The sequence below is a fragment of the Pseudomonas sp. P129 genome (genome assembly GCF_020312195.1).
Lineage (GTDB): Bacteria > Pseudomonadota > Gammaproteobacteria > Pseudomonadales > Pseudomonadaceae > Aquipseudomonas > Aquipseudomonas fragariae.
Genome location: NZ_JAGPYS010000005.1, coordinates 56,272 through 78,827, shown reverse-complemented (window position 1 = coordinate 78,827; position 22,556 = coordinate 56,272). Strand labels below are relative to the sequence as shown.

Genomic DNA, 22,556 nt, shown 5'->3' with positions numbered 1-22,556 from the left:
TCACGCCAACAGCGCAATTTTCATCAAGCGCAGACGTCACGGAATGCACTGAAGACCCGGCAGGACCGGACGGGATCGCGTTGTCTTTACACGCCATTCGCGCCAGGCAAGACATCCCTTGAGCTTAAGCTCCAACAGAACAGGATTACTCATGTCCTTTGCTTCCCTCGGTCTCTCCGAGGCTTTAGTCCGCGCCATCGAGGCAGCCGGCTATACCCAGCCTACCCCCGTGCAACAGCGGGCCATTCCCGCCGTGTTGCAAGGTCGCGACCTGATGGTTGCGGCACAGACCGGTACTGGTAAAACCGGCGGTTTTGCCCTCCCTATTCTGGAGCGGCTGTTTCCCAATGGTGTTCCGGACAAATCCCAGCGTCACGGCCCGCGTCAACCGCGCGTTCTGGTCCTGACCCCGACCCGCGAACTGGCCGCACAGGTGCACGAGAGCTTCAAGCTCTATGCCCGCGACCTGAAGTTCGTCAGCGCCTGCATCTTCGGCGGCGTCGGCATGAACCCGCAGGTTCAGGCCATGTCCCGTGGTGTGGACGTCCTGGTGGCCTGCCCCGGCCGCCTGCTCGACCTGGCCGGCCAAGGCAGTGTCGACCTGTCCCACGTCGAAATCCTGGTGCTCGATGAAGCAGACCGGATGCTCGACATGGGCTTCGTGCATGACGTCAAGAAGGTCCTCGCGCGGCTGCCGGCCAAGCGTCAGAACCTGCTGTTCTCGGCCACCTTCTCCAATGACATCACGTCGTTGGCTGGCAAGCTGCTGCACAACCCCGAGCGCATCGAAGTCACGCCGCCGAACACCACGGTCGAGCGTATCGAGCAACGGGTTTTCCGCCTGGCAGCCAACCACAAGCGTTCGCTGCTGGCGCACCTGATTACCGTCGGTGCCTGGGAACAGGTGCTGGTCTTCACCCGCACCAAGCACGGCGCCAACCGTCTGGCCGAGTACCTGGACAAGCACGGCCTTGCGGCTGTCGCGATCCACGGCAACAAGAGCCAGAACGCCCGTACCAAGGCCCTGGCTGACTTCAAGGCAGGTGATGTACGCATCATGGTCGCGACCGATATCGCCGCACGCGGCCTGGATATCGATCAGTTGCCGCATGTCGTCAACTTCGAGCTGCCCAACGTCGACGAAGACTACGTGCACCGTATCGGTCGTACCGGCCGTGCCGGTCGCTCCGGTGAAGCCATTTCGCTGGTTGCGCCGGACGAAGAGAAGCTGCTCAAAAGCATCGAGCGCATGACCAAGCAGAAGATCGCCGACGGCGACCTGATGGGCTTCGACATCACCGCAGTCGAGGCTGAGAAGCCGGAAGTGCGTGAGCGTCCGGATGTTCGCAACTCGCGTGGCGCACGTCCTGCACGTGGCGATGGCGACAAGAACAACGGTGGTCGTCGCGACAAGGGCAAGGATAAAGGCAAGGAAAAACCTGCCGCTGCATCCGCCACTGGCGAACGCCCTGCAAGGCAGCCACGCGAAAAAAAACCTCGTGAGGGCACGCCTCGCAGCGAACAGCGTGCATCGCAACCCGCCACACCGCGTCCGGCAGCCGATCGTGCACCGGACGAGTTCCGTGACGACGAAGTAGACAACTTCGGCAACCGCGCTGACTACGTCAGTCCTTATCAGGGCAAAGGCCAGAACCGTGGTCGTCGCCCTGCCGCCGCGCCTGGCGCAGCCGCACCGGCCGCTGGCGGCGCAGCTCGCCCGGCCAATCCGGGTCGCCCTGCCGGTGGCGCTCGCAACGGCTCCGGCAGTGGCGCACCAAAGCGCAACGGCTCGGGCTCATCGGCACCACGCTCGCGCGATGGTCAGCCACGTGGCCGTCGCCCGGCACGTGAAGAGCAACCCTTGCCACGTGAAGGTCAGGAGCCGGTCGCACGCGCACCCCGCGACGGCCAGCCTCAGCCGAAGATCGTGCACAAGGAATCCAAGATCGACCGCTTCCCGTCTGCCGAGCAACTGGACCAGTTGCCAAGCCGCCCACGCGGTGAAAAACCGGCCCTGCTGACCCGCAACCGCGACAGCTGACAGCCACGCAACACTGAAAACGCCCCGACTTGCTCGGGGCGTTTTTGTTTGTTGTATCGATGATCGTCGTGCGAGATGATCGCTCCCGCACTCTGCGTATACGTAAATCTGTTTTTGATTCTGGCCGAAGGCCGTAGGAGCGAACTTGTTCGCGAAGGCTTCAGCTCAGACGATGCATTTTCGGTGAATATACAGGCCCTTTCGCGAACAAGTTCGCTCCCACGCCCTGCGGGCAGAAACCTGAAAGCGCCGTCCTCCGAGCTTTTCAGGGCTTGTATATGAAGATAAGCGCTCCGCGTAGTAGCGCAGCCTTGGACGCTCCGCGTTCGATCCTGGGCAGCACCAACAAAAACGCCGACCCAAGGGTCGGCGTTTTGTCGATCAAGCGTGCAATTACTTCTTCTGTACGCCTTCGAAGCTGATGTCCAGATCCAGCGTCTGCGACGTAGGGCCTGGGCCCTTGATGCCGAAGTCGTTCAGGTTCAGCGTCGAAGTACCGTTGAAGCCGGCACGGTAGCCGCCCCATGGATCCTTGCCTTCGCCGTTGAAGGTTGCCTTGATGACGATTGGCTTGGTTACGCCGTGCAGGGTCAGGTCACCAGTGACGTCAGCCGTTTTCTCGCCAGTCGATTTGACTGCGGTGGAAACGAATTTGGCTTCCGGGTATTTGGCAACGTCCAGGAAATCCTTGCTGGAGATGTGCTTGTCGCGCTCAGCGTGGTTGGTGAACAGGCTGGCGGTTTTCAGCTCGACATTGATCTTGCTGGCTTCAGGCTTGGCAGCATCGAAGCTGAACGTGCCGTCCCAGTCCTTGAAGGTACCGTGGATGAAGCTGTAGCCCAGGTGGCTGATCTTGAAGTCAACGAATGCGTGTTGACCTTCCTTGTCGATTACGTAGTCGGCAGCCATGGCCTGGCCAGCAGACAACAATGCGGTACCCAGAGCCAGAGCGGCGAGAGACTTCTTCAACATGCGTTTATTCCCGTTTTGGTTGAACAATCAATTACGACCCAGCATACGCTTGAGGGTCACATCGCGATCGATGAAGTGGTGTTTCAATGCAGCAAAACCATGGAGCCCCGCGAATATCACGATGACCCAGGCCAGATACAGGTGAATCCAGCCAGCCGTTTCTGCCTGATCAGGAAGGCCCGAAACCAGCGCGGGCACATCGAACAGGCCGAATATCGGAATCCCCACGCCGTCGGCGGTGGAGATGAGATACCCGGCGAACATCACGGCAAACAGTGCGACGTACAAAAACAGATGGCCGAATGCGGCACCGATGCGCGTCAACTTACTGTAGCTGGTCAACGGCGGTGGTGGCGGACTGAGCAGGCGCCAGACCACACGGATCAACATGACTGCAAACAACGTGATGCCGATGCTCTTGTGCAGATCAGGGCCCGCCTTGCGCCACGTATCGTAGTAATCCAGCCCGACCATCCACAGCCCCAGCGCAAACATTCCAAACACGACAGCAGCCACACCCCAGTGCAGCACCATGCTGACCAGACCGTAGCGAGAGGATGAATTACGTAGCTGCATTACCAGTACCTTGTCAGAAGTGTTACCAGACTAGCTTTTTATCTATCGAATGAAAGCGCAAAATTTCGCTCGGACGTATCGAACAATACGATAGGTCTGGTGGACAGCTCGTACTTCGATTCTGTTGCTTTCCCCAACACCTGAACCCCTGTTCAGCGGTGTCAGGCTGTCCTCGCTGCAGCAGCATCCCGATAATTGGCCGCCAGTAACACTTTGCAATGACCATCGGCGTTTCGATGCCGATGAACGGCACGCCGAGGCCCGACAAGGTCAACCCACAGGGATAGAACGAATCGAGCGTGCATAAAAAAAGGGATGCGGTATGAACCGCATCCCTTTCAGTCAGCCATCGGCTGGTCAGTTGTTGGCGTCTGCAGGCGCTGCGTCAGCAGGGGTCTTGGCTGGAGCCGGTTTGCTCTGAGCCTTTTTCGCGGCCTCTTTTTTGGCCGCTTCCTTCTTCGCAGCCTCTTTTTTAGCCGCTTCTTTCCTGGCCGCTTCCTTGCTCTGCACTTTCTTCGCAGGCTCAGCCTTGGTCGCTGGCTTCTTCGCTGGCTCGGCTTTTACCGGCGGTTTGGCAGGCTGAACAACCGGCGCAACCACGGGTGCCGGAGCGGCAGCCGGTGCAGGCGCTGGAGCCGGCTCTACCGCTTTCTCAACCGGAGCAGGTGCCGGCGCCGGTTGCTCACCACCGCCGAACATGCGCGAGAAGAAGCCTGGCTTGTCAGCCTGCGGCTTGGCAGGTTCGGCCGGTTTGTCGGAGGAACCGCCGAACAGATTGCTGAAGAAATTACCTTCGGATTTCTGCGCAGCCGGGGCCGGAGCTTTCGGCGGCGCAACCTTGACCGGTTCGAACGACTTGCCAGCGGCCAGATCCTGCACCTGACCGGCTGCACGCTGCCCACTGCGCAGGGCGCCTTCCAGGGTGCCGGGGTACAAGGTGTCGGTGTGCTCGCCAGCAAAGGCTACGCGCAGAATCGGCCGCTCCCACAGACGCCAGTACTTGCTGATCTGACCGGGGCCGAACGCCAGGTAAGAACCGCCAGTGGAGGGATCGACGCTGTAGCGGCGGATTTCATAGCCGGTGTACGCACCGCGAGCTTCAGGGTAGAACGCATGCAGACGGATCAACACCTGATCGACCATCTGCTTGTCACCGAAGGCCTGCATGATGCGCGCGTTGTCGCCCGACAGATTGATCACCACGTTGGCGCCACCCTTGAGCGCGGGCTCTACCCACAGCATGCCCAGACCGGTGTTACTGAACACTTCACCGGACATGCGCGCCTTGCTGTCCCAGACCGGGGTCTTGAACTTGAGCATGATCTGGTCGCGCCAGCCGTAGTTGGTGCTCTTGATCGCGCCCATGTGCTGAGCGTCCAGTGCAGGCGTCATCTGGATCTTGCCCAGCGAACGCAACGGCACGGCCATGACTGCGTAGTCGGCTGTATAGCTGGTCGCGCCAGCCTTGACGGTGACCTTGTCCTTTTCCTGAATGACTGCCGTCACCGGCGAGTTGGTCTTGACGGTCTTGAGTTGCTTGACGAACGCCTGGGTCAGCACCGCGCTGCCACCGGGCAGGCGCGCAGCACGCAAGTCACGCTCGTCGACCGAGCGATAAACCCGCGATTGCTGGGCGAGGTACAGCAGCGACAGGCGCGAAGGCTCGTCGTAGCGGGTACGGATCTGCTGATTGATCAACTGACGCGCCGTGACAGGCAGGTTCAGGCGGTCCAGCCAGTTGGCGACGTTGATCTGGTCCAGCGCAAACAGCGTGCTGTTGGACGCCGGGTTTTCCGGGTCGTCCACCGAACGCGCGAGGTTATCCAGCGTGTCGTTGTAGCGCTTGATGGCTTCGGCGGTCGCCGGCTGTTTGACGGCCAGGTCAGCCTGGGTGAAGTACACCCCGTCGATCAGGTAGCTGGGCGTGCGCACGAATTCAGGCGCAGGCACAGTAGGCAGCTTGAAGCTGTCCAGGTAGCGGTTCAGCACAGGCTGAGCCTTGGTGTTGCCGATCCACTCGCTGGTCGCCAGACCGGAGCGTCCGCCCAGGCTCGGCTTGGCTTCCAGCAGCGTCACCTGCCAGCCTTTGGCCTGCAGTTCATAGGCAGCAGTCAAACCTGCCAGACCACCACCGACGACAATGGCGGTTCGTTGTTTTTCATCGGCGAGCGTCGAAACGCTGACCAACCCTGCCACTATCAGCGCACAGGCGCGCAGCCAACCAGAAAGCATTCGGCGAACTCCAGAAAACATAGGGAAGATAGGGCAAGTCAGCCCGACACATCGACTCGCTGCGCAGGATACGCGAGCCATCAAATAGCCGCCAGCAATGTCCATCGGCCGTTAAAACTGCATCAAAGGTTGTTCCGCAGCCGGGCATTGCATAGGCTTGCGCGATTGTTCGTCCTCGCATCAGGCGAGTCGCTACCCGGAGATTGAAAATGGGCCTCAATGACCAGTGGATGCAACGTGACCTGAAGGTCCTGTGGCACCCCTGCACCCAGATGAAAGACCACGAAAATCTGCCGTTGATACCGATCAAGCGTGGTGAAGGCGTATGGCTTGAAGACTTCGAGGGCAAGCGCTATCTGGACGCTGTCAGCTCCTGGTGGGTCAACGTTTTCGGACACGCCAACCCGCGCATCAATCAGCGCATCAAGGATCAGGTTGACCAGCTGGAGCACGTGATCCTCGCCGGCTTCAGCCATCAGCCGGTGATCGAGCTGTCCGAACGGCTGGTCAAACTCACGCCTGACGGCCTGACCCGCTGCTTCTACGCCGATAACGGCTCGTCGTGCATCGAAGTCGCGCTGAAAATGAGCTTTCATTACTGGCTCAATCGCGGCCAGCCGGACAAGAAACGCTTCGTCACCCTGACCAACAGCTACCACGGCGAGACCATGGCGGCGATGTCGGTCGGTGATGTGCCGCTGTTCACCGAAACCTACAAGGCGCTGCTGCTCGATACCATCAAGGTGCCGAGCCCCGATTGCTACCATCGCCCGGACGGCATGAGCTGGGAAGAGCATTCGCGCAACATGTTCGCCGCCATGGAGCAGACCCTCGCCGAGCACCACGCCAGCGTTGCAGCGGTGATCGTCGAGCCGCTGATCCAGGGCGCGGGCGGCATGCGCATGTATCACCCGATCTACCTCAAGCTGCTGCGCGACGCCTGCGACCGCTATGGCGTGCACCTGATCCACGACGAAATCGCTGTCGGTTTCGGCCGTACCGGGACCATGTTCGCCTGCGAACAGGCCGGCATTCGTCCGGACTTCCTGTGCCTGTCCAAGGCGCTGACCGGTGGCTACCTGCCGCTGGCCGCCTGCCTGACCACCGATGATGTGTACGACGCGTTCTACGACGACTACCCGACCCTGCGTGCGTTTCTGCACTCGCACAGTTACACCGGCAACCCGCTGGCCTGTGCGGCGGCGCTGGCGACCCTGGATATCTTCGAGCAGGACAACGTCATCGAGAACAACAAGGCCTTGGCACAACGCATGGCGACGGCCACTGCGCATCTGGTCGATCACCCGCACGTCGCGGAAGTGCGTCAGACCGGCATGGCCATCGCCATCGAAATGGTTCAGGACAAGGCGACCAAGACCGCCTACCCGTGGCAGGAACGCCGCGGCATGAAGGTCTTCCAGCATGCGCTGGAACGTGGCGCACTGCTGCGCCCGCTGGGCAGTGTGGTGTATTTCCTGCCGCCGTACGTGATTACGCCGGAGCAGATCGACTTCCTCGCCGAGGTAGCCAGCGAAGGCATTGATATCGCGACGCGCAGCAGTGTCAGTGTTGCCGTGCGCGAGAACTTTCATCCGGACTTTCGCGATCCGGGTTAAGGGCTGAAATTGCGGCGTCATGACTGACGCCTTCGCGGACAAGTCCGCTCCTACAGGGGCCTGGCTGCACATGCGGGAGCGAGCCGGGTGACGACACCCTCACAGAATGAACACCGGAACCGAGACACACCATGAGACTGTCGCGCTTTTTTACTGAAACGCCGCTGAGTCTGGGCGAGCATGAACTGCCTGAGGCCCAGGCGCATTACATCAGCCGCGTGCTGCGCATGACCGAAGGTGACGCGCTGCAACTGTTCGACGGGTCGGGCCAGGAGTTTCGCGGCACGTTGCTGGAAGTCGGCAAGAAGCGCGTGCATGTGCAGCTCACCGAAAGCTTCGCGGGGCAGGTGGAGTCAGGCCTGCGCATTCATCTCGGTCAAGGCCTGTCGCGCGGCGAGCGGATGGACTGGGCCATTCAAAAAGCCACCGAGCTGGGCGTCAGCGAAATTACGCCGATTGTCAGCGAACGCTGCGAGGTGCGCCTCAAGGACGAACGTGCCGAGAAGCGCCAGGCACACTGGCAGCAGATCGCGATCAGCGCCTGTGAGCAATGTGGTCGCTCCGTGGTGCCGGTGATTCATGCACCGATGCCGCTGGCCGAGTGGATCAAGCACACCGAAGCCGACCTGAAACTGGTCCTGCACCCGGTGGCCGAACCCCTGACCAGCCATGACAAGCCCGCCAGTCTGGCCTTTCTGATTGGTCCGGAAGGCGGTCTGAACGATGCGGAAGTCACTCAGGCGCAAGACGCAGGCTTCCACGCCGCGCGCCTCGGCCCACGCGTGCTGCGCACTGAAACCGCTCCCGTGGTCGCGCTCAGCGTGGCACAACAGCTGTGGGGCGATTTTTGATCATTTGATGCGTCCTCAAACGCGCTGCACGCTCAGAGTCAGACACCGGCTCGCTCCCACAAGGATTTGCATTTACACAGCCATTGAGGCCTGAACCTGGCCACTTTCACAGCACATAAAAACAGATCGCCACAAAGTGCATCAAACTGCCGGCAATGACGAACAGGTGCCAGATGCCGTGAAAGTGGCGGATCTGGTCGTAGGCGAAGAACAGGATGCCGACGGTGTACAGCACGCCGCCTCCGGCCAGCCAGATGAAACCCGATACACCGAGCGCAGCCAGCAGTGGCTTGACGGCCACCAGCACGATCCAGCCCATCACCGCGTAAATCACGATGGACATGATTCGCGCTTCGGAGCGCGGTTTTATCTCTTGCAGGATGCCGATCAGCGCCAGCCCCCAGACAATTCCGAACAGGGTCCAGCCCCACGCGCCGCGCAATGTCACGAGACAGAACGGGGTGTAGCTGCCGGCAATCATCAGGTAGATCGAAAAGTGGTCGACCTTCTGCATGATCGATTTCGAGCGTCCCTTGACGCTGTGGTAGACCGTCGAGACGCTGTACAGCGTCACCAGACACACACCATAGATGGCCATGCTGACCACTTTCCAGACATCGCCATGCAGGCTGGCCATGACCAATAGCCAGATCGCACCGACGGCCGCCAGTACGGCGCCAACCAGGTGCGACCAGGCGTTGAATTTTTCTCCGTAGTACATCCGCTTATTGCCCTCGCCTAGAGAAAATACTGATGACAGACGCTCCCGGTTATTGAAACAAAGAGCAACGTATCTGTCATTACAGGGCACAATCAGCGCACCTCAACCATAAGCGCCACGACATGCAGATCGATGACGAACTGACGCTCAAGAAACTGGAAATATTTCTGGCCTTCATGCGCACCGGCAATCTGGCGCGGGCGGCGGAGGAGCTGCAGACCAGTAACGTCAGCGTGCACCGCGCCATTCATTCGCTGGAAAGCGCGCTGCGTTGCCCGCTGTTCAAGCACGAGGGACGCAACCTGACGCCGCTGGAAAGCGCGTATGTGCTGGAAGAACGTGCACAGAAACTGGTCCAGGATGTGCTCGCCACGGTGGAACTGACCCGTCAGGCAGCAGGCTTTTCAGCGGCGCGGTTCAGGCTGGGGGCGTTGTATTCGCTGACGGTCAAGACGGTGCCGCAGTTGATCATGGGCCTGAAGATCCGCCGCAGCGAGCTGAATATCGACCTGATTCTGGGCTCGAACATGGACTTGCTCTACAAGCTCAAGAACATGGAAGTCGATGCGATGCTGGTGTCGCTGGATGAAAGCACCCATGACCCGGACTGCGAGCATCTGGCGCTGTTTTCCGACGACATCTTTCTCGCCGTCCCCACCGACTCACCGTTCGCCGAACACCCTGAAGTGGACCTGAGCGACCTGCGCGAAGCGACGTTCATCACCCTGACCCAAGGCTTCGCCACGCACCGCGACGGGATCCGCGTATTCCAGCAGGCCGGTTTCGAGCCCAAGGTGGCGATGCAGGTCAATGACATCTTCACCCTGCTGAGCATGGTCAGCTCCGGCGTCGGCTATGCACTGCTGCCGGGAAGAATCGCCGCGGTCTATGAAAACCGCGTGCGCCTGATCCCGTTGCAGAGCCGCTACCGGATGCAACAACACATCGGCATTGTTTTTCTCAAATCCAAACAGCGCGATCCCAACCTGCTCGCGCTGTTGGCCGAGTGCCGGATGTACACCAACCGGCTGCTGGAACAGACGACCTGAGCTAGGCTCTGTACGAAAAGTCGGCGAGCGAAGGTCAGGCGAGGCAAAAACAGGCGAGGAACGGCCGGGGTCGCGTTCGACTCTACGTGTTGTAAATGAGCATTCCGATTGGACTCGCATCCGAGCCTGTTTTTAACGAAGCATCACCGAGCGCAGCCACTTTTAGTACAGAGCCTAGCCGACGATGGCGCGCACGATGAAATACAGCACCGATGGCCCGAGCAGGCAGCCCAGACCGGTGTGGAACGTGGCGGTCAGCGCGCCGTAGGGCACCAGACGCCGGTCGGTTGCTGCCAGCCCTGCGGTAACGCCGCTGACAGTCCCCGCCAGACCACCGAAAACCATCGCCGAGCGCGGATTGTCCAGCCCCATCCAGCGCGCCGCCATGGGCGTGCCGACCATCACCAGAATCGCCTTGATCAGGCCGGTGGCAATCGACAGCGCCATTACATCGGAGGTGGCGCCCAGCGCAGCACCGGTCACCGGGCCGACAATGTAGGTCACCGCCCCTGCACCGATGGTGGTCATGCTGATCGCATCGCGATAGCCAAACATCCAGGCGATGCTCGCGCCGACGATAAACGGCAGAATCGTGCCCAGTAGCAAGGCGATTACCCCGATCAGCCCGGCCTTGCGCGCTTCGGTGGCCTGCACTTCGAAGGCGGTGGCCACGATGGCAAAGTCACGCAGCATCGCCCCGCCCATCAGACCGATGCCGGAGAACAGCGTGATATCGGCCAGCCCTTTCTGGCCACCGGTCAAGGTACCGCCGACCCAGGCCAGAATCAGCCCGATGACAATCGCAATGGCCGAACCATGCACCCGGCCGAACGTCAGGCGCCTGGAAAGCACTACCGAGACCCACATGATGATGCCGACGAAGGCGAAGGCGGTGATCAGGCCGTTGTGTTCAAGTCCCTTTTCGATGAGGTCCCACATATCAGCGACCTCCGGCAGGGGCGATTTCAGGCGTCAGCAGCGGCTCTTCCTTGGGCAATGGCTCGCCCCGGTTGGTACGGCTGATCAAAGCAATGGTGCAGGCACACAACACCACCGAACCGACGGCGGCCAGAACGGCAACAGGCCCTCCTTTGAGCGCGGTGACGACATTCTGTTGCGCAGCCATCGCCACCACCACCGGGATGTACAGCGCGCCCCAGAAACCCACGCCCATTTCGCAGTCCTTGCTCATGCCGCCGTGTTTTTCCATCCACAGGCGCGCGCAGATCAACAGGATCATGGCGATCCCGACCCCGCCCACATTGGATTTCACACCCAGCAGAACGCCGAGCATGTCGCCGAGAATCACGCCCGCAAGCGTGCAGATGGCCAGTAGTGCAACACCGTAGATAATCATTGTTGTTATTCCTCTGTTTGCATTGCTGAAGTTGTTGTTTTTGTCCTTCGTAGCAGCTGCACGGCGGCTCTATGGGGTGCGGCGACCCTCCTCGCGCGACAGCGCGACCAGGCTGTCCAGGCGCGCAGCCTGAAAAGCCAGCGCGCTGCCCTGCTGGAATACCTTGCGTGCCAGCCCGGTCAGCACACTGCCGGGCGGCAATTCGATGTGCAGGCGCACGCCCCGCTCCCAGGCGGTTTCCACGGTGCTGCGCCAGTCGATGACCCGGCACATGTTGAAGGCCAGGTCGTCACGCAGCTTCTCGGCACTCAGCACCGGCCGCGCCGTGCTGCCGCTGAGGTAACGTAGCGTGGGTGCCTGCAGCGCGACCCTTGAAAAGGCCTCGGCCAGTTGTTGCGCGGGAGCGTCCAGCAAGGCGCAATGTGACGGTACGCTGACCGCAAGACGCTTGACCGCTGCCGCTCCGGCAGCCTTGGCCAACTGACCGACCTGATGCATCGCCTCGGCACTGCCGGAGATCACCATCTGGTTGTCGGCGTTGATATTGGCGAGAAATACCGGTGTCTTCGCGCTGTGTACCTGCCCGATCAGCGCTTCTACCTGTGTCTGGTCCAGGCCGATGAGCGCGGTCATGCCGTAACCCTGCGGCCAGGCGCTTTGCATCAGCTCGCCACGCAACGCGACCAGGCGCACGGCGTCGTCAAAGGCCAGCGCCCCCGAAACCACCGCTGCCGGATAAGCACCGATGGACAGCCCGGCCAGGTAGTCCGGCACACAATCACGCGCCTGCAGCACGCGTGCGCATGCGACGCCCGCGATCAACAGGCAAAGCTGAACGGCACGCGTGGCTTGCAGCGCCCCGGCGGTGTCCAGCGCCAGCACGTCTTCGCCCAGCGCATCGGCGGCTTCCTGCAGGCAGTCGCGCACCACGGCCTCGTCCGGCAACTGATGCAGCATGCCGGTTTGCTGCGAACCCTGGCCGGGAAACACCCACAGGCTGCTCATGCGCACACCTGACCCAGGTGCCACGGGTCTGCAACCAGCCGCGCGCCGGTGGCGGTCTTGAGCAGCACCCGCCCCGTTGGCCGCGCCCACTCACGCAGCGCCACGGCACCAGACTCAAGTTGCAGCTGGACGTCGACCCGACAGACCGAGGTTTCCAGCGCTTCGACCAGCTCGGCGGCACAGCGGCGATTCAAGCGTCCGGGGGTGCGCAGAATCAGATCCAGATCGCTGTCCTGATGCAACGCCGCAATACCGCTGGCCAGCTCGAATCCGGCACTGCCGCCGACGCCCCAGTCCAGCTCCAGCGCCTCCATGACCGGACGGATCTGGCGCAACGCCTGCAACGCCGGCCATTGCTGATGAATCTCGGTCGGGGCGTCGATCAACTGCTCGGGCATGACCCTTCGGCAGACCTCAGCCAGCGGCATGCTCGCGGCATAGCGCTGCTCCCGACCGCGACCGCGCAAGCCCACCGCCACCTGCCCGGCGGGCATTGCCTGACGCCGCACCACCACCGGTTGCCCGGCCAGCACGGCCTCGACCGCCCATTTGGGCGCATCGTCCGGCAACGCAGTCAGCGGCATGCCCCACAACAAATCATGGGGCAGCACTGCACCCGTGTTGCTGATCACCATTGCGCCCGCAGCAACTGGCGCACATTGACCGACGCCGCACGGTTGCTCGCGCCGAGGCGGCTGCTCAGATCGACGCCGCGGGCCTGTACGTCCTTGATCGCACTGCTCAGCACGTTGCGCACCTGAGTCAGGTCATCCGCAGCGGGCTGTTCGATCTGCTTGACCGTCAGGGTTTCCCACAACAGACCGAGGCTGGCGTAGCTGTCAATGTCGTAAGCCATCGGCGGAATGCTGGCGGCGAGCTTTTCCAGATCCTCGACGCTGCGCAGGGTTACGCGGGCTGCCGAAGCCTTGCCCATCGCATGCACCATCACGCCGGGATCACGCAGCGCGATCAATCGATTGGCCTGATAGCCGTGGGCCAGAAATGCGCCGGACATCGCTTTGCCGACCAACAGGCCGATCACCGGATGCCCGGCCAGACGTGCTCGCGCATAACTGTCCACAGCCCCGGCCAGTGCCTGATGGATACCGAGCGCTTCCTCGCGACGCCCGTAGGCCTGGCTCGGGACGTCGACGATGGCAATCAGTGCGCGCTTTTCGGCGCGGTCGCGATCCTGCTCGATAGCCTCGTCCACCGCTTTGGCCAGGCCCCAGCCTTCCAGCAGGCCGACTTCGCCCTGGCGCGCCCGGGGAAAGCGGTTGTCGGTATCGGCAATCACGGCCAGAAAGCGCACCGGCTGTTCGCCCAGTACGCCATCCGCCACCTTGAGTGAGGCAGGCAGGCCAGTGACTTCACGGGCACCTGCGCTCAAGGCGTTGAACCAGTTCAAACCCCGCTGTGAATGACTCATGACCGGGCTCCTTGATAGAGGGTGCGCACGCTTTGCGGATCGATTTGCGGTTCAGTGTCGAGGCTGGCCAGGCGTTGCAGGAACAGTGGGTACTGACTGCTGCGATGCGTGTCGGGCACGCCCTGCTTGAGCCAGCCGCTGACCTGCTGGCGCACATCGGCGACATCATCGGCAGCAAAGCCATCCACCAGCGCGCTGGCAAAGCGTTGCTCGCCACCGGTCAGGCTCCAGATGAACGGACGGTCGCGGGAGTCGTATTCTTCGATGCCGGCTTCCTGCTCGATCACCTGCGGACCGTTCAGGCCCAGACGTGCTTCCTGAGTCACCAGCAGGTAACTGCACAGCCCTGCGGCGATGGACATCCCGCCAAAGCAGCCGACGCTGCCGGCCACCACGCCAATCACGGGCTGGTACTGACGCAGGTCGACTATCGCGGCATGAATCTCGGCAATCGCGGCCAGGCCCAGATTGGCTTCCTGCAAACGCACGCCACCGGTTTCCAGCAGCACTATCGCGGCGGTAGGAATGCCGTTGCGGTTGTCTTCGGCGGCCAGTTCCAGCGCGCCGGCCATCTTCGCACCGCCGACCTCGCCCATGCTGCCGCCCTGAAAAGAACCTTCGATGGCGGCGATGACCACTGGCCGACCATCGACAGTACCTTTGCCGACCACCACGCCATCATCCGCCTGGGGCACCACGCCCTGCATGGCCAGCCACGGCGACATGACCCGATCGAACGGACCGAGCAGTTCGCGGAAACTGCCGGCATCCAGCAAGGCACGGGCGCGGTGTCGGGCACCCAGTTCGATGAAACTGTGCTGATTCAGCAAACGTGCGTTATCAGTCATGACCGATCTCCTCGAAGCCTTGCTCCAGGCGCAAACGCACAACGCCGGGCGTCGCGCCGAAGTCATGAATATCGATGCTCAGCGCAGGCGGGGTCTGGCCGTCGAACATGCGTTCGAACAGATGCTGCCAGCGCAGCGCGGCACCGTTGACCGACGTCACCACCTGAATCGACAAGGTGCCCGGCTTACCGGGCTCCAGCAGCACTTCCAGATCACCGGAGCCCACCACACCCACCAGCGCACGGCCCTTGGGCGGCTGTCCGGCAGGAAATTCAAAAGACAGGGTTTCCATTTCAGGCACTCCTCGAAACAGGGCCGAGCGCAGGCTCAAGGCCATCGATGAACAGGCAGGCAGCCAGCAGATCCGCCGCGCCACCGGGCGAAGCATTGAGGGCCAGCAGGTGCTGATCCAGCGCGTTCAGTGCACGGCGGCCGGCCAGACTGGCGCTGCCTCCAGCGTCCAGCACGCGCTGTGCCCCTTGCTGCATGGCATTCAGCCCTTCGATGCCGGCGCGATGCAGCACGCAGGTGTCGTCCAGCGTAGTCATGATTGCCAGCAGCGCATCCAGCCGGGCGTTCTGCTCGCCGCTGCCTGCCGCGCGGCTGCGTTGCAGTTGCGGCAAGGCAAACAGCCTGACCGCCGGAAAACCTTGCTGCGCCTGCTCCCTGGCGCCCATGACGCCGTAACGACGAACCACCTGATCACCGTGGCTGTTCTGCGTGAGCACCTGGCGGTCCTTGATCCGGGCCAGAGCGGCAGCGCGCGCGCAGACGGCTTCGGGCGCACACTCCTGAGCATCCAGCGCGGCAGCGGTCACCAGCAGGCCCAGCGCCCAGATCGCGCCGCGATGCGTATTCACTCCGCTGGTGGTGCGCAGCATCGTGGCCTCGCCTTCACGGCCAAGCCTGCCCAGTGCCTCACGCAATGGCTGACCCACGACACCGAACTGCGTGGCGGCGTCAGCCATCCACTTGAAGGTCGGCCACAACGACAGCGCCGAGGAATGCATCAGCCCCAGATGCAGATCGGTGTGCGCACCGCTGCCACGCCGGTCTACCAGAGCCGGTTTGGGTGACAGGTCGGCTTCGTCGATCAAGGCGTCGACCGCCAGATCGGCCAGTCGCTCGGCCAGCGAAGCAGGGTGCGGTGACCATTGAAGTGCGCTCATTACCAGCTCCTGAATTTGGCAGGCGGGTTGTAGAGACCACCGGACCACTGAACCAGGTCGGCAATGCTCTTGGCGGCCAGCAGTTCACGGCTGGCATCGGTGCGTCGGATCCCGAGGTCTTCGGGCAACGCGATCAGCCCTTCACGGCGCATGCGCGCGGTGTCCTTGGGGTTGTGGCGCAAACCGATCACGGTCACGCCCGCCACCGCCGCGATCATCGCCTGGCGTTCCTCAAGGCTGCGTGCCTTGTAGAGGTAGGCGATGCCTTCTTCGGTCAGCAGGTGGGTCACGTCGTCGCCGTAGATCATGATCGGCGCCAGCGGCATGCCGCTTTTCTTCGCCACCTCGACGGCGTCCAGGGTTTCGACGAAGGTCGGTTTGCCACCCTCCTGGAACGTCTCGACCATCTGCACCACCAGTTTCTTGCCGCGCTCCAGGTAGGCACCCGGGCCGTCATCGTGCTGCTGACGCATGTCGAGCCAGGCGGGCGTGGCATGACGCCGGCCGCGTGGGTCGTGGCCCATGTTCGGCGCGCCACCAAAGCCGGCCAGACGACCACGGGTGACTGTCGAGGAATGCCCGTCGCCATCGACCTGCAGGGTTGCGCCGATGAACAGGTCCACCGCGTACTGCCCGGCCAGTTGGCAGAGCTGGCGGTTGGAACGCAGCGAGCCGTCGCGTCCGGTGAAGAACACGTCCGGGCGGGCGGCGATGTAATTTTCCATGCCCAGCTCGGTGCCGAAACAATGCACGCTCTCGACCCAGCCGCTTTCGATGGCCGGGATCAGCGTCGGGTGCGGATTGAGTGTCCAGTTGCGGCAGATCTTGCCCTTCAGGCCCAGCGACTCGCCGTAGGTCGGCAGAATCAGCTCAATGGCGGCGGTATTGAAACCGATGCCGTGGTTCAACGACTGGACGTTGTGTTTCTCGTAGATGCCGCGAATCGCCATCATCGCCATCAACACATGCACCGGCTTGATATGGCGCGGGTCGCGGGTGAACAGCGGTTCGATATAGAACGGCTTGTCGGCGACCACCACAAAGTCGACCCACGAGGCCGGGATGTCCACGCGTGGCAGCTCGCTGACGTCATCGACCAGTTGATTGACCTGGACAATGACGATGCCGTCGCTGAATGCCGCCGGTTCGATGAGTGCGGGGGTGTCTTCGGTGCTGGGTCCGGTGTAGATGTTGCCGGCGCGGTCGGCCATGAAGCCTGCCGCCAGCACCACGTTGGGGATCAGGTCCACCACCAGCCGTGAATAGAGTTCGATGTAGGTGTGGATCGCACCGATTTCCAGCAGGCCGTCTTCCAGCAACTGACTGATGCGCAAGCTTTGCGTACCGGCGAACGAGAAGTCCAGCTTGCGCGCAATGCCCTGCTCGAACAGGTCCAGGTGCTCGGCGCGGCCGACGCTCGGCATGATCATGTGCAGGTCATGCACCTTGCCCGGATCGACTTTGGCCAGCGCGCGGGAGAGGAAGTCCGCCTGCTTCTGGTTGTTGCCTTCAAGCACCACGCGGTCGCCGGAAACCAGCAAGGCCTCCAGCGCCGCGACGATGTTGTCGGTCGGCAACACCACACCATCGGCCAACGCCCGCACTTGCTCCAGACGCCGCTGCTTCTCGCTGCGACGACGTGTCCAGCGTGCGTCGGGGGAAGTTGTTGTTGTCATGATCGCTCCACGATTTTGCTGTCGTCGGCCACCTTAGGAGCCAGGGTGTGTAAAAACGTCACGAGCGAAGGCAAGACAAGGCAAAAACAGGCGAAAAAGCGGAGTCTAGGTGTTCTAAATGAGCATTTTTCGCCTGTTTTTAACGCAGTATTGCCAAGCGCAGTAGTTTTTACACATCCTGGAGCGATAGCGGTCGGGCATCAATCAAGCAACGCGTCGAATCATTACGGCTGGAGTAACGATAGAGGAACGGGCGTTTCGCCAGGCGCGTCATTGCGCGTGCAACAGGCTCGAAATGCCCGGCTGGTAATTGCGTAGGACCGGTCTTTAAAGGGCCAGGGGAGCTATCGGAATCCGTATTTGCGCCTAGCCTTGAGGTTTTCCGTAACCCAGAGGCAGTAGCGCCATGTCATTTATAGTCAGGGAAGGCGATCTCACCACCACCGGCGGCTTCGTACTGGCCGCATCGGCAAGCGAAGTCATCGAGCGGCGTCGTGTAGCCCGCATGGGAGACCCGGTCTGGTGCCCGGCCTGCCGGGAGATTGGCTTCATCGCCCAGGGCAACCCCACCTACATCGACGAACTCGTGGCGGTCGCCACGCAGGGTCATGAGGTGCAGTGTGGCTGCGAGCCCGGCAGCAATACGCTGACCACCTCGCAGGAGCATGTCCAGGCCGACATGGACGCGACCATCACCATCCCCGAAGAACTGGCCAACACTGCCCGCCAGCATGCCGAACACCTGGCCCGTTCGATGAAGGATGGCAGCTTCACGCCTGATGTATTGAGGCCGCTGACGTAGCGAGAGTTGCGCGGTAGAACGCCCGTCAAAGGGCTTAGGAGCGAACCGGGAGTTTGCGGTGTCCTGTAGGAGCGGACTTGTCCGCGAAGAGGGCGTCATAGTCGATGGATTTTCTGCGTCAGGAATATAGCCTTCGCGAACAAGTTCGCTCCTACGGCCTTCGGCCAGAATCAAGAACGGACTTCTGCATGACGAGCCTTCGCGAACAAGGCGGATCGCCGCCCCGGTCGCTCCTACGGGTGTTTGCGATGCCCTGTAGGAGCGGACTTGTCCGCGAAGAGGGCGTCATAGTCGATGGATTTTCTGCGTCAGGAATATAGCCTTCGCGAACAAGTTCGCTCCTACGGCCTTCGGCCAGAATCAAGAGCGCACTTCTGCATGACGAGCCTTCGCGAACAAGGCGGATCGCCGCCCCGGTCGCTCCTACGGCCTTCGGCCAGAATCCAGAGCGGACTTCTGCATGACGAGCCTTCGCGAACAAAGCGGGTCGCCGCCCCGGTCGCTCCTGCGGCCTTCGGCCAGAATCAAGAGCGGACTTGCGTATGACGATTGCTCTCGCGGTGGCCCATCACGGATGGGCGTTGGTCTCGAGCAGGTGATGCAGTTCCATGAACTGCTGCGTCAGTTTGTGCCGTGGGTCGAGGTGGATCAGCGGCAGGTTGGCCTGATGCGACTCGCGCATTTTTACCGAGGCGTTGAGGTACACCGGCAGCACCGGCAAGCCTTCGGCAATCAGTTCGTCGAGCATCTGCTGCGGCAGGCTGGCCCTGGGCTGGAACTGGTTGACGATGATGCCTTCAACCTGAAGACCTTCGTTGTGATCCTCTTTCAATTCCTCGATCTCGCGCATCAGCCCGTACAGCGCCTGTCGCGAGAAACTGTCGCAGTCGAAAGGGATCAGCACCCGATCGGACGCGATCAACGCCGAAACTGCATAAAAATTCAGCGCGGGAGGCGTATCCAGGTAGATACGCTCGTAATCTTCGCTCAACTCGTCGAGCAGTTTGCGCAGCTTGTTGATCTTGTGCTTGGCCTCAAGCTTGGGCTGCAGGTCAGCAAGCTCTGCGGTCGCCGTGACCACATGCAGGTTGTCGAACGGTGTTTCGTAGATATCGACATGGTTCTTCTTGGCGACCGGTGAGCCGGACAGCGTGTTCTTGAAGAACTCGGCGATCCCCATCGGGATGTCCTGGCCGGTGAGGCCGGTGAGGTACTGAGTCGAATTGGCCTGGGCATCGAGATCGATCAATAACGTCCGATAGCCTTCGTGAGCGCTGACTGCAGCCAGATTGCAGGCGATGCTCGATTTGCCGACACCGCCCTTCTGATTGAATACCACGCGACGCATGCTTTGGATTCCTTGAAAGATGAAGAAACAGCAGCAGTGGCCGATAACGACCGTAAGAGGAGGTCGAGTCTAGACAGCGCATATGACAACGGTGAGCTTAACGCAAAAACAGTTGTCAGCCGGTTGTCATACAGAAAAACGACTTCAACCTTAAAATACACGCCTGTAAACGGTTTTTATGTAACAAATTTGCTAGTAATGAGCACCATCGGGATAATGCGCGCACTCGGTCAATTACCGCACCCAGGCTGATATCGACCTGATATCGATGTAGCGAGAAACAAGCCCGCAGGGGCGGGAAGAGAAGCCTTGATCACCTTCAACATTGCACGATGGCAAGCCTGGGCGCCGGGCCTGGCGAGCGCGGAAGACTGGCAGAGGTGGAGCCTCGATCCGACGTTGCTGGAAACCAGTGACGCAGCGCCAGACGTGTCTTTTCTTCCTGCGATGCAACGCCGCCGCCTGGGCCGTATGGCAAGAATGGCGTTTGCTGTCGGCTGGCCGTTGACTGAAGGGCTGGGGCGCGTCCCGCTGGTGTTTGTCTCGCGCCACGGAGAAACCCCGAGGACCTTTGAAATCCTGCGTGATCTGGCCGCCAACGAGCCGCTTTCACCGACCCAGTTCAGCCTTTCAGTGCATAACGCCGTCATTGGTCTGTGGTCGATCATGCGCGGTGAAACAAGTGAGATGACAGCCCTGGCCGCCACAGGCGACGGGCTGGAGTATGGAGCATTCGAGGCCGCAGCGTTGCTGGCCGAGGGAGCAGAAGCAGTATTGCTTGTGGTGACTGAAGAACAGCCACCGCAAGCCTATGCCCAATGGATTGATGACGTGCCCTTTCCCTACGCGGTCGGCTTGCTGCTGACGCCGGGGAATGAGTGGCAGCTGTCTCTGAACACCGATACGCAAGGCACAACGCGCACTCAGTGGCCTCACGCCCTGAACCTGCTGCGGGCCTTGCACACTGATCAATCCGTCTGCCTGCACCCTTGGAATAACCGGTTATGGAACTGGCAACGCAGTCACTGAAAAAAGGTCGGGACGCCTATTACTGGCGTCTGTTGGCAACAGGCATCAGCTTTGCCCTGTTCGGGTTGAGCGGTTTGTGTCTGCGGTTGTTCGTTTTTCCAGTATTGGGTTGCCTGCCTGGCAATGTGGCCAGCCATCAACGCCGCGCGCGGCGGACCATCAGCCGCCTGTTCTGGCTGTTCATCCGCATCATGGCGCGCATGCGGGTGCTGACCTATGACGTGCAAGGCGCCGAAAAGCTTGGCCGCCCCGGACAGATGATCATCGCCAACCACCCGTCACTGATCGATGTGGTGTTCCTGATCGGGCTGGTGCGGGACGCCAACTGCGTCGTCAAACGCAGCCTGTGGGAGAACCCGTTCACCCGCGGCCCTGTGCGCGCCACCGGTTACATCAGCAACGATGGCAGCATGGACATGCTCGACGCCGCCGTAGAGCGCCTGCAAAGCGGCCAGACACTGATCATCTTCCCGGAAGGCACGCGCACCCAGCCAGGTCAGCCGCCGGTCTTTCACCGCGGCGCGGCCGCCATTGCGCTGCGTGGCGCGAGCGTCATCACCCCGGTGACGATCAAGGTCCAGCCGACCACCCTGACCAAGGCCGAGCCCTGGTATCGCATTCCGCAACGCCGCGTGCACTTCACTTTGCGCGTCGGTGCCGATATAGACCCAACCGCCTTCAGTGCGCTAGGCCCACCGCCCCTGGCGTCCCGCAAGCTCAACGATTACCTGCATGACTATTTCACCAAGGAGCTCGCCTCAGATGAGCGATCTGCACCAGGACATTAAATTGTTGATCATCGATGCCCTGGGCCTCGAAGACATCACCCCGGAAGATATCGGCAACGATATGACGCTGTTTGGCGAAGGACTGGGACTGGACTCGGTGGATGCACTCGAATTGGGCCTGGCCATCCAGAAGCGTTATGGCATCAGGATCGATGCCGATGCAAAGGACACCCGTAACCATTTCGCCAGCGTCGACAGCCTTGCGGCCTTCGTCAGCGCCAGACAACCGGCCTGAGAATTGAACATGCAAACCCGTGAAGACATCTTCGAAATCCTGCGCGCCGCAATGGTGGAACTGTTCGAACTGGAGCCTGAGAGAGTCACGCTTGAAGCCAACCTGTATCAGGACCTGGAGATCGACAGTATCGATGCCGTGGACCTGATCGATCACATCAAACGCAAGACCGGCAAGAAGATTGCGGCTGAAGAGTTCAAGTCGGTGAGAACCGTGAAGGACGTAGTAGAAGCCGTGTACAAACTGGTCAATACCGCCGAATGAAGCGGCTGATTGGCCTGATTCTGGTGCTGGCCGGCGTGCTGTATCCATTCGCCGTCTATTGGGGGACCGAGCATTTCGCCCCCTGGCAGTTCGCGCTGCTGCTCGGCAGCCTGTGGCTGGCGCGCGCCCTGACCGGAGAGCGCAGGCAAGGCAGCCTGGCGATGGCGATTGTCGCGCTGATCTTTTGCGTGGTGCTCGGCGCCCTCGACAGTCACATGATGCTGCGCTGGTATCCGGTACTGGTCAGCACCTTCATGCTCGGTCTGTTCGGTTCAAGCCTTGTCTACGGCCCGCCGATCGTGGAAAAGATGGCGCGCCTGAACCGCCCCGATCTGCCTGAGGCCGGTATTCGCTACACCCGTAAAGTCACGCAGATTTGGTGCCTGTTCTTTCTCGTCAACGGCCTCACGTCAGCCATCCTGACGCTGTGGGCACCGTTGTCATGGTGGACGCTGTACACCGGCCTGATTTCCTACGGCCTGATGGGCGTGTTGTTCGCTGTCGAATGGATCGTCCGCCCACCCTCTGCGGGCGGCAAATGAAATGGA

General features: G+C 61.4%; 24 protein-coding genes and 1 pseudogene. 10 read left to right on the top strand and 15 right to left on the bottom strand.

What is annotated here, in order from left to right; all coding sequences use genetic code 11:
• Positions 1-151: 151 nt before the first annotated feature.
• Positions 152-2,041 carry a DEAD/DEAH box helicase gene (locus tag KBY02_RS14215; protein ID WP_003316710.1) on the top strand — a complete coding sequence of 630 codons (1,890 nt, stop codon included), beginning with the start codon at positions 152-154 and terminating at the stop codon, positions 2,039-2,041.
• A 393-nt stretch (positions 2,042-2,434) separates the two neighbouring features.
• Here the strand turns inward: KBY02_RS14215 and KBY02_RS14210 are convergent, their stop codons facing one another.
• From KBY02_RS14210 to KBY02_RS14200, 3 genes are all read right to left on the bottom strand, one after another.
• Positions 2,435-3,013, bottom strand: a complete 579-nt coding sequence (locus KBY02_RS14210; protein ID WP_002551707.1) for a YceI family protein — start codon at positions 3,011-3,013, stop codon at positions 2,435-2,437.
• 27 nt (positions 3,014-3,040) lie between these two features.
• On the bottom strand, positions 3,041-3,589 hold the full coding sequence (locus KBY02_RS14205; RefSeq protein ID WP_103754331.1) for a cytochrome b: 549 nt from the start codon (positions 3,587-3,589) through the stop codon (positions 3,041-3,043).
• Between the two features lie 357 nt (positions 3,590-3,946).
• Entirely contained in the window at positions 3,947-5,821 is a 1,875-nt protein-coding gene (locus KBY02_RS14200; RefSeq protein ID WP_060400190.1) for a flavin monoamine oxidase family protein, read from the bottom strand.
• A 209-nt stretch (positions 5,822-6,030) separates the two neighbouring features.
• Here KBY02_RS14200 and KBY02_RS14195 point away from each other — a divergent pair, with 209 nt between their 5' ends.
• Both KBY02_RS14195 and KBY02_RS14190 read left to right on the top strand, forming a co-directional pair.
• On the top strand, positions 6,031-7,437 hold the full coding sequence (locus KBY02_RS14195) for an adenosylmethionine--8-amino-7-oxononanoate transaminase (RefSeq protein ID WP_003402943.1): 1,407 nt from the start codon (positions 6,031-6,033) through the stop codon (positions 7,435-7,437).
• A gap of 131 nt (positions 7,438-7,568) precedes the next feature.
• Positions 7,569-8,288 carry a 16S rRNA (uracil(1498)-N(3))-methyltransferase gene (locus tag KBY02_RS14190; protein ID WP_003402944.1) on the top strand — a complete coding sequence of 240 codons (720 nt, stop codon included), beginning with the start codon at positions 7,569-7,571 and terminating at the stop codon, positions 8,286-8,288.
• Between the two features lie 106 nt (positions 8,289-8,394).
• On the opposite strand, the gene trhA is transcribed toward KBY02_RS14190, so the two are convergent.
• Positions 8,395-9,009 (bottom strand): PAQR family membrane homeostasis protein TrhA, encoded by a 615-nt coding sequence (trhA, locus tag KBY02_RS14185; protein WP_011266412.1) that lies wholly within the window; start codon positions 9,007-9,009, stop codon positions 8,395-8,397.
• A gap of 122 nt (positions 9,010-9,131) precedes the next feature.
• Here trhA and KBY02_RS14180 point away from each other — a divergent pair, with 122 nt between their 5' ends.
• Entirely contained in the window at positions 9,132-10,058 is a 927-nt protein-coding gene (locus KBY02_RS14180) for a LysR substrate-binding domain-containing protein (RefSeq protein ID WP_003402946.1), read from the top strand.
• A gap of 174 nt (positions 10,059-10,232) precedes the next feature.
• On the opposite strand, the gene madM is transcribed toward KBY02_RS14180, so the two are convergent.
• The 9 genes from madM to mdcA form a co-directional block, all read right to left on the bottom strand.
• Complete coding sequence (gene madM, locus KBY02_RS14175; protein WP_003402947.1) at positions 10,233-10,997, bottom strand: malonate transporter subunit MadM; 765 nt, start codon at positions 10,995-10,997, stop codon at positions 10,233-10,235.
• A gap of 1 nt (position 10,998) precedes the next feature.
• Entirely contained in the window at positions 10,999-11,415 is a 417-nt protein-coding gene (gene madL, locus KBY02_RS14170; RefSeq protein WP_003402948.1) for a malonate transporter subunit MadL, read from the bottom strand.
• A gap of 69 nt (positions 11,416-11,484) precedes the next feature.
• Positions 11,485-12,420, bottom strand: a complete 936-nt coding sequence (mdcH, locus tag KBY02_RS14165) for a malonate decarboxylase subunit epsilon (RefSeq protein ID WP_011266411.1) — start codon at positions 12,418-12,420, stop codon at positions 11,485-11,487.
• Positions 12,417-13,055: a malonate decarboxylase holo-ACP synthase gene (locus KBY02_RS14160; protein WP_024640819.1), complete on the bottom strand. Its 639-nt coding sequence runs from the start codon at positions 13,053-13,055 to the stop codon at positions 12,417-12,419. The genes mdcH and KBY02_RS14160 overlap by 4 nt, the downstream gene beginning before the upstream one ends.
• Positions 13,049-13,849, bottom strand: coding sequence for a biotin-independent malonate decarboxylase subunit gamma (gene mdcE / locus KBY02_RS14155; protein WP_104652608.1), 801 nt, complete (start codon positions 13,847-13,849; stop codon positions 13,049-13,051). Before mdcE ends, KBY02_RS14160 begins: the two co-directional genes overlap by 7 nt.
• Entirely contained in the window at positions 13,846-14,697 is an 852-nt protein-coding gene (locus KBY02_RS14150) for a biotin-independent malonate decarboxylase subunit beta (protein ID WP_104652607.1), read from the bottom strand. The genes mdcE and KBY02_RS14150 overlap by 4 nt, the downstream gene beginning before the upstream one ends.
• Positions 14,690-14,989 (bottom strand): malonate decarboxylase subunit delta, encoded by a 300-nt coding sequence (locus KBY02_RS14145; RefSeq protein ID WP_003346322.1) that lies wholly within the window; start codon positions 14,987-14,989, stop codon positions 14,690-14,692. The genes KBY02_RS14150 and KBY02_RS14145 overlap by 8 nt, the downstream gene beginning before the upstream one ends.
• A gap of 1 nt (position 14,990) precedes the next feature.
• On the bottom strand, positions 14,991-15,866 hold the full coding sequence (locus tag KBY02_RS14140; RefSeq protein WP_103713767.1) for a triphosphoribosyl-dephospho-CoA synthase: 876 nt from the start codon (positions 15,864-15,866) through the stop codon (positions 14,991-14,993).
• A complete protein-coding gene (mdcA, locus tag KBY02_RS14135; RefSeq protein ID WP_104652606.1) occupies positions 15,866-17,542 on the bottom strand; it encodes a malonate decarboxylase subunit alpha in 1,677 nt (558 codons plus the stop codon). The genes KBY02_RS14140 and mdcA overlap by 1 nt, the downstream gene beginning before the upstream one ends.
• Positions 17,543-17,948: 406 nt before the next feature.
• On the opposite strand from mdcA, the gene KBY02_RS14130 reads away from it, so the two are divergent.
• Positions 17,949-18,344, top strand: coding sequence for a PAAR domain-containing protein (locus tag KBY02_RS14130; RefSeq protein WP_060405934.1), 396 nt, complete (start codon positions 17,949-17,951; stop codon positions 18,342-18,344).
• Positions 18,345-18,389: 45 nt separating this feature from the next.
• Here KBY02_RS14130 and KBY02_RS26570 read toward each other — a convergent pair.
• Positions 18,390-18,699: pseudogene (locus KBY02_RS26570) on the bottom strand (hypothetical protein); the annotation flags it as partial.
• Positions 18,700-18,912: 213 nt separating this feature from the next.
• A complete protein-coding gene (locus tag KBY02_RS14125; protein ID WP_011266403.1) occupies positions 18,913-19,692 on the bottom strand; it encodes a ParA family protein in 780 nt (259 codons plus the stop codon).
• A 309-nt stretch (positions 19,693-20,001) separates the two neighbouring features.
• On the opposite strand from KBY02_RS14125, the gene KBY02_RS14120 reads away from it, so the two are divergent.
• The 5 genes from KBY02_RS14120 to KBY02_RS14100 are packed head-to-tail and all read left to right on the top strand — an operon-like array spanning position 20,002 to position 22,550.
• Positions 20,002-20,721, top strand: a complete 720-nt coding sequence (locus KBY02_RS14120) for a beta-ketoacyl synthase chain length factor (RefSeq protein WP_011266402.1) — start codon at positions 20,002-20,004, stop codon at positions 20,719-20,721.
• Positions 20,697-21,509, top strand: a complete 813-nt coding sequence (locus KBY02_RS14115) for a lysophospholipid acyltransferase family protein (RefSeq protein ID WP_003402969.1) — start codon at positions 20,697-20,699, stop codon at positions 21,507-21,509. The genes KBY02_RS14120 and KBY02_RS14115 overlap by 25 nt, the downstream gene beginning before the upstream one ends.
• The gene (locus KBY02_RS14110) at positions 21,484-21,744 is read left to right on the top strand and encodes a phosphopantetheine-binding protein (RefSeq protein WP_003316688.1); all 261 of its coding nucleotides are present in this window, start codon (positions 21,484-21,486) and stop codon (positions 21,742-21,744) included. Before KBY02_RS14115 ends, KBY02_RS14110 begins: the two co-directional genes overlap by 26 nt.
• Positions 21,745-21,753: 9 nt before the next feature.
• Positions 21,754-22,008 carry an acyl carrier protein gene (locus KBY02_RS14105; protein WP_011266401.1) on the top strand — a complete coding sequence of 85 codons (255 nt, stop codon included), beginning with the start codon at positions 21,754-21,756 and terminating at the stop codon, positions 22,006-22,008.
• The gene (locus KBY02_RS14100) at positions 22,005-22,550 is read left to right on the top strand and encodes a membrane protein (RefSeq protein WP_011266400.1); all 546 of its coding nucleotides are present in this window, start codon (positions 22,005-22,007) and stop codon (positions 22,548-22,550) included. The genes KBY02_RS14105 and KBY02_RS14100 overlap by 4 nt, the downstream gene beginning before the upstream one ends.
• The last annotated feature ends 6 nt before the right edge of the window (positions 22,551-22,556 follow it).

Excerpts from the sequence above, each read along its gene's own strand:
- KBY02_RS14200 (WP_060400190.1), bottom strand. The coding sequence starts at position 5,821 with ATGCTTTCTGGTTGGCTGCGCGCCTGTGCGCTGATAGTGGCAGGGTTG.
- KBY02_RS14215 (WP_003316710.1), top strand. The coding sequence starts at position 152 with ATGTCCTTTGCTTCCCTCGGTCTCTCCGAGGCTTTAGTCCGCGCCATC.
- KBY02_RS14115 (WP_003402969.1), top strand. The coding sequence starts at position 20,697 with ATGGAACTGGCAACGCAGTCACTGAAAAAAGGTCGGGACGCCTATTAC.
- KBY02_RS14100 (WP_011266400.1), top strand. The coding sequence starts at position 22,005 with ATGAAGCGGCTGATTGGCCTGATTCTGGTGCTGGCCGGCGTGCTGTAT.
- KBY02_RS14195 (WP_003402943.1), top strand. The coding sequence starts at position 6,031 with ATGGGCCTCAATGACCAGTGGATGCAACGTGACCTGAAGGTCCTGTGG.
- KBY02_RS14145 (WP_003346322.1), bottom strand. The coding sequence starts at position 14,989 with ATGGAAACCCTGTCTTTTGAATTTCCTGCCGGACAGCCGCCCAAGGGC.
- KBY02_RS14190 (WP_003402944.1), top strand. The coding sequence starts at position 7,569 with ATGAGACTGTCGCGCTTTTTTACTGAAACGCCGCTGAGTCTGGGCGAG.
- mdcA (WP_104652606.1), bottom strand. The coding sequence starts at position 17,542 with ATGACAACAACAACTTCCCCCGACGCACGCTGGACACGTCGTCGCAGC.
- KBY02_RS14210 (WP_002551707.1), bottom strand. The coding sequence starts at position 3,013 with ATGTTGAAGAAGTCTCTCGCCGCTCTGGCTCTGGGTACCGCATTGTTG.
- KBY02_RS14150 (WP_104652607.1), bottom strand. The coding sequence starts at position 14,697 with ATGACTGATAACGCACGTTTGCTGAATCAGCACAGTTTCATCGAACTG.
- KBY02_RS14105 (WP_011266401.1), top strand. The coding sequence starts at position 21,754 with ATGCAAACCCGTGAAGACATCTTCGAAATCCTGCGCGCCGCAATGGTG.
- KBY02_RS14130 (WP_060405934.1), top strand. The coding sequence starts at position 17,949 with ATGTCATTTATAGTCAGGGAAGGCGATCTCACCACCACCGGCGGCTTC.
- madL (WP_003402948.1), bottom strand. The coding sequence starts at position 11,415 with ATGATTATCTACGGTGTTGCACTACTGGCCATCTGCACGCTTGCGGGC.
- KBY02_RS14160 (WP_024640819.1), bottom strand. The coding sequence starts at position 13,055 with ATGGTGATCAGCAACACGGGTGCAGTGCTGCCCCATGATTTGTTGTGG.
- trhA (WP_011266412.1), bottom strand. The coding sequence starts at position 9,009 with ATGTACTACGGAGAAAAATTCAACGCCTGGTCGCACCTGGTTGGCGCC.
- KBY02_RS14140 (WP_103713767.1), bottom strand. The coding sequence starts at position 15,866 with ATGAGCGCACTTCAATGGTCACCGCACCCTGCTTCGCTGGCCGAGCGA.
- KBY02_RS14180 (WP_003402946.1), top strand. The coding sequence starts at position 9,132 with ATGCAGATCGATGACGAACTGACGCTCAAGAAACTGGAAATATTTCTG.
- KBY02_RS14205 (WP_103754331.1), bottom strand. The coding sequence starts at position 3,589 with ATGCAGCTACGTAATTCATCCTCTCGCTACGGTCTGGTCAGCATGGTG.
- mdcH (WP_011266411.1), bottom strand. The coding sequence starts at position 12,420 with ATGAGCAGCCTGTGGGTGTTTCCCGGCCAGGGTTCGCAGCAAACCGGC.
- mdcE (WP_104652608.1), bottom strand. The coding sequence starts at position 13,849 with ATGAGTCATTCACAGCGGGGTTTGAACTGGTTCAACGCCTTGAGCGCA.
- KBY02_RS14125 (WP_011266403.1), bottom strand. The coding sequence starts at position 19,692 with ATGCGTCGCGTGGTATTCAATCAGAAGGGCGGTGTCGGCAAATCGAGC.
- KBY02_RS14110 (WP_003316688.1), top strand. The coding sequence starts at position 21,484 with ATGAGCGATCTGCACCAGGACATTAAATTGTTGATCATCGATGCCCTG.
- madM (WP_003402947.1), bottom strand. The coding sequence starts at position 10,997 with ATGTGGGACCTCATCGAAAAGGGACTTGAACACAACGGCCTGATCACC.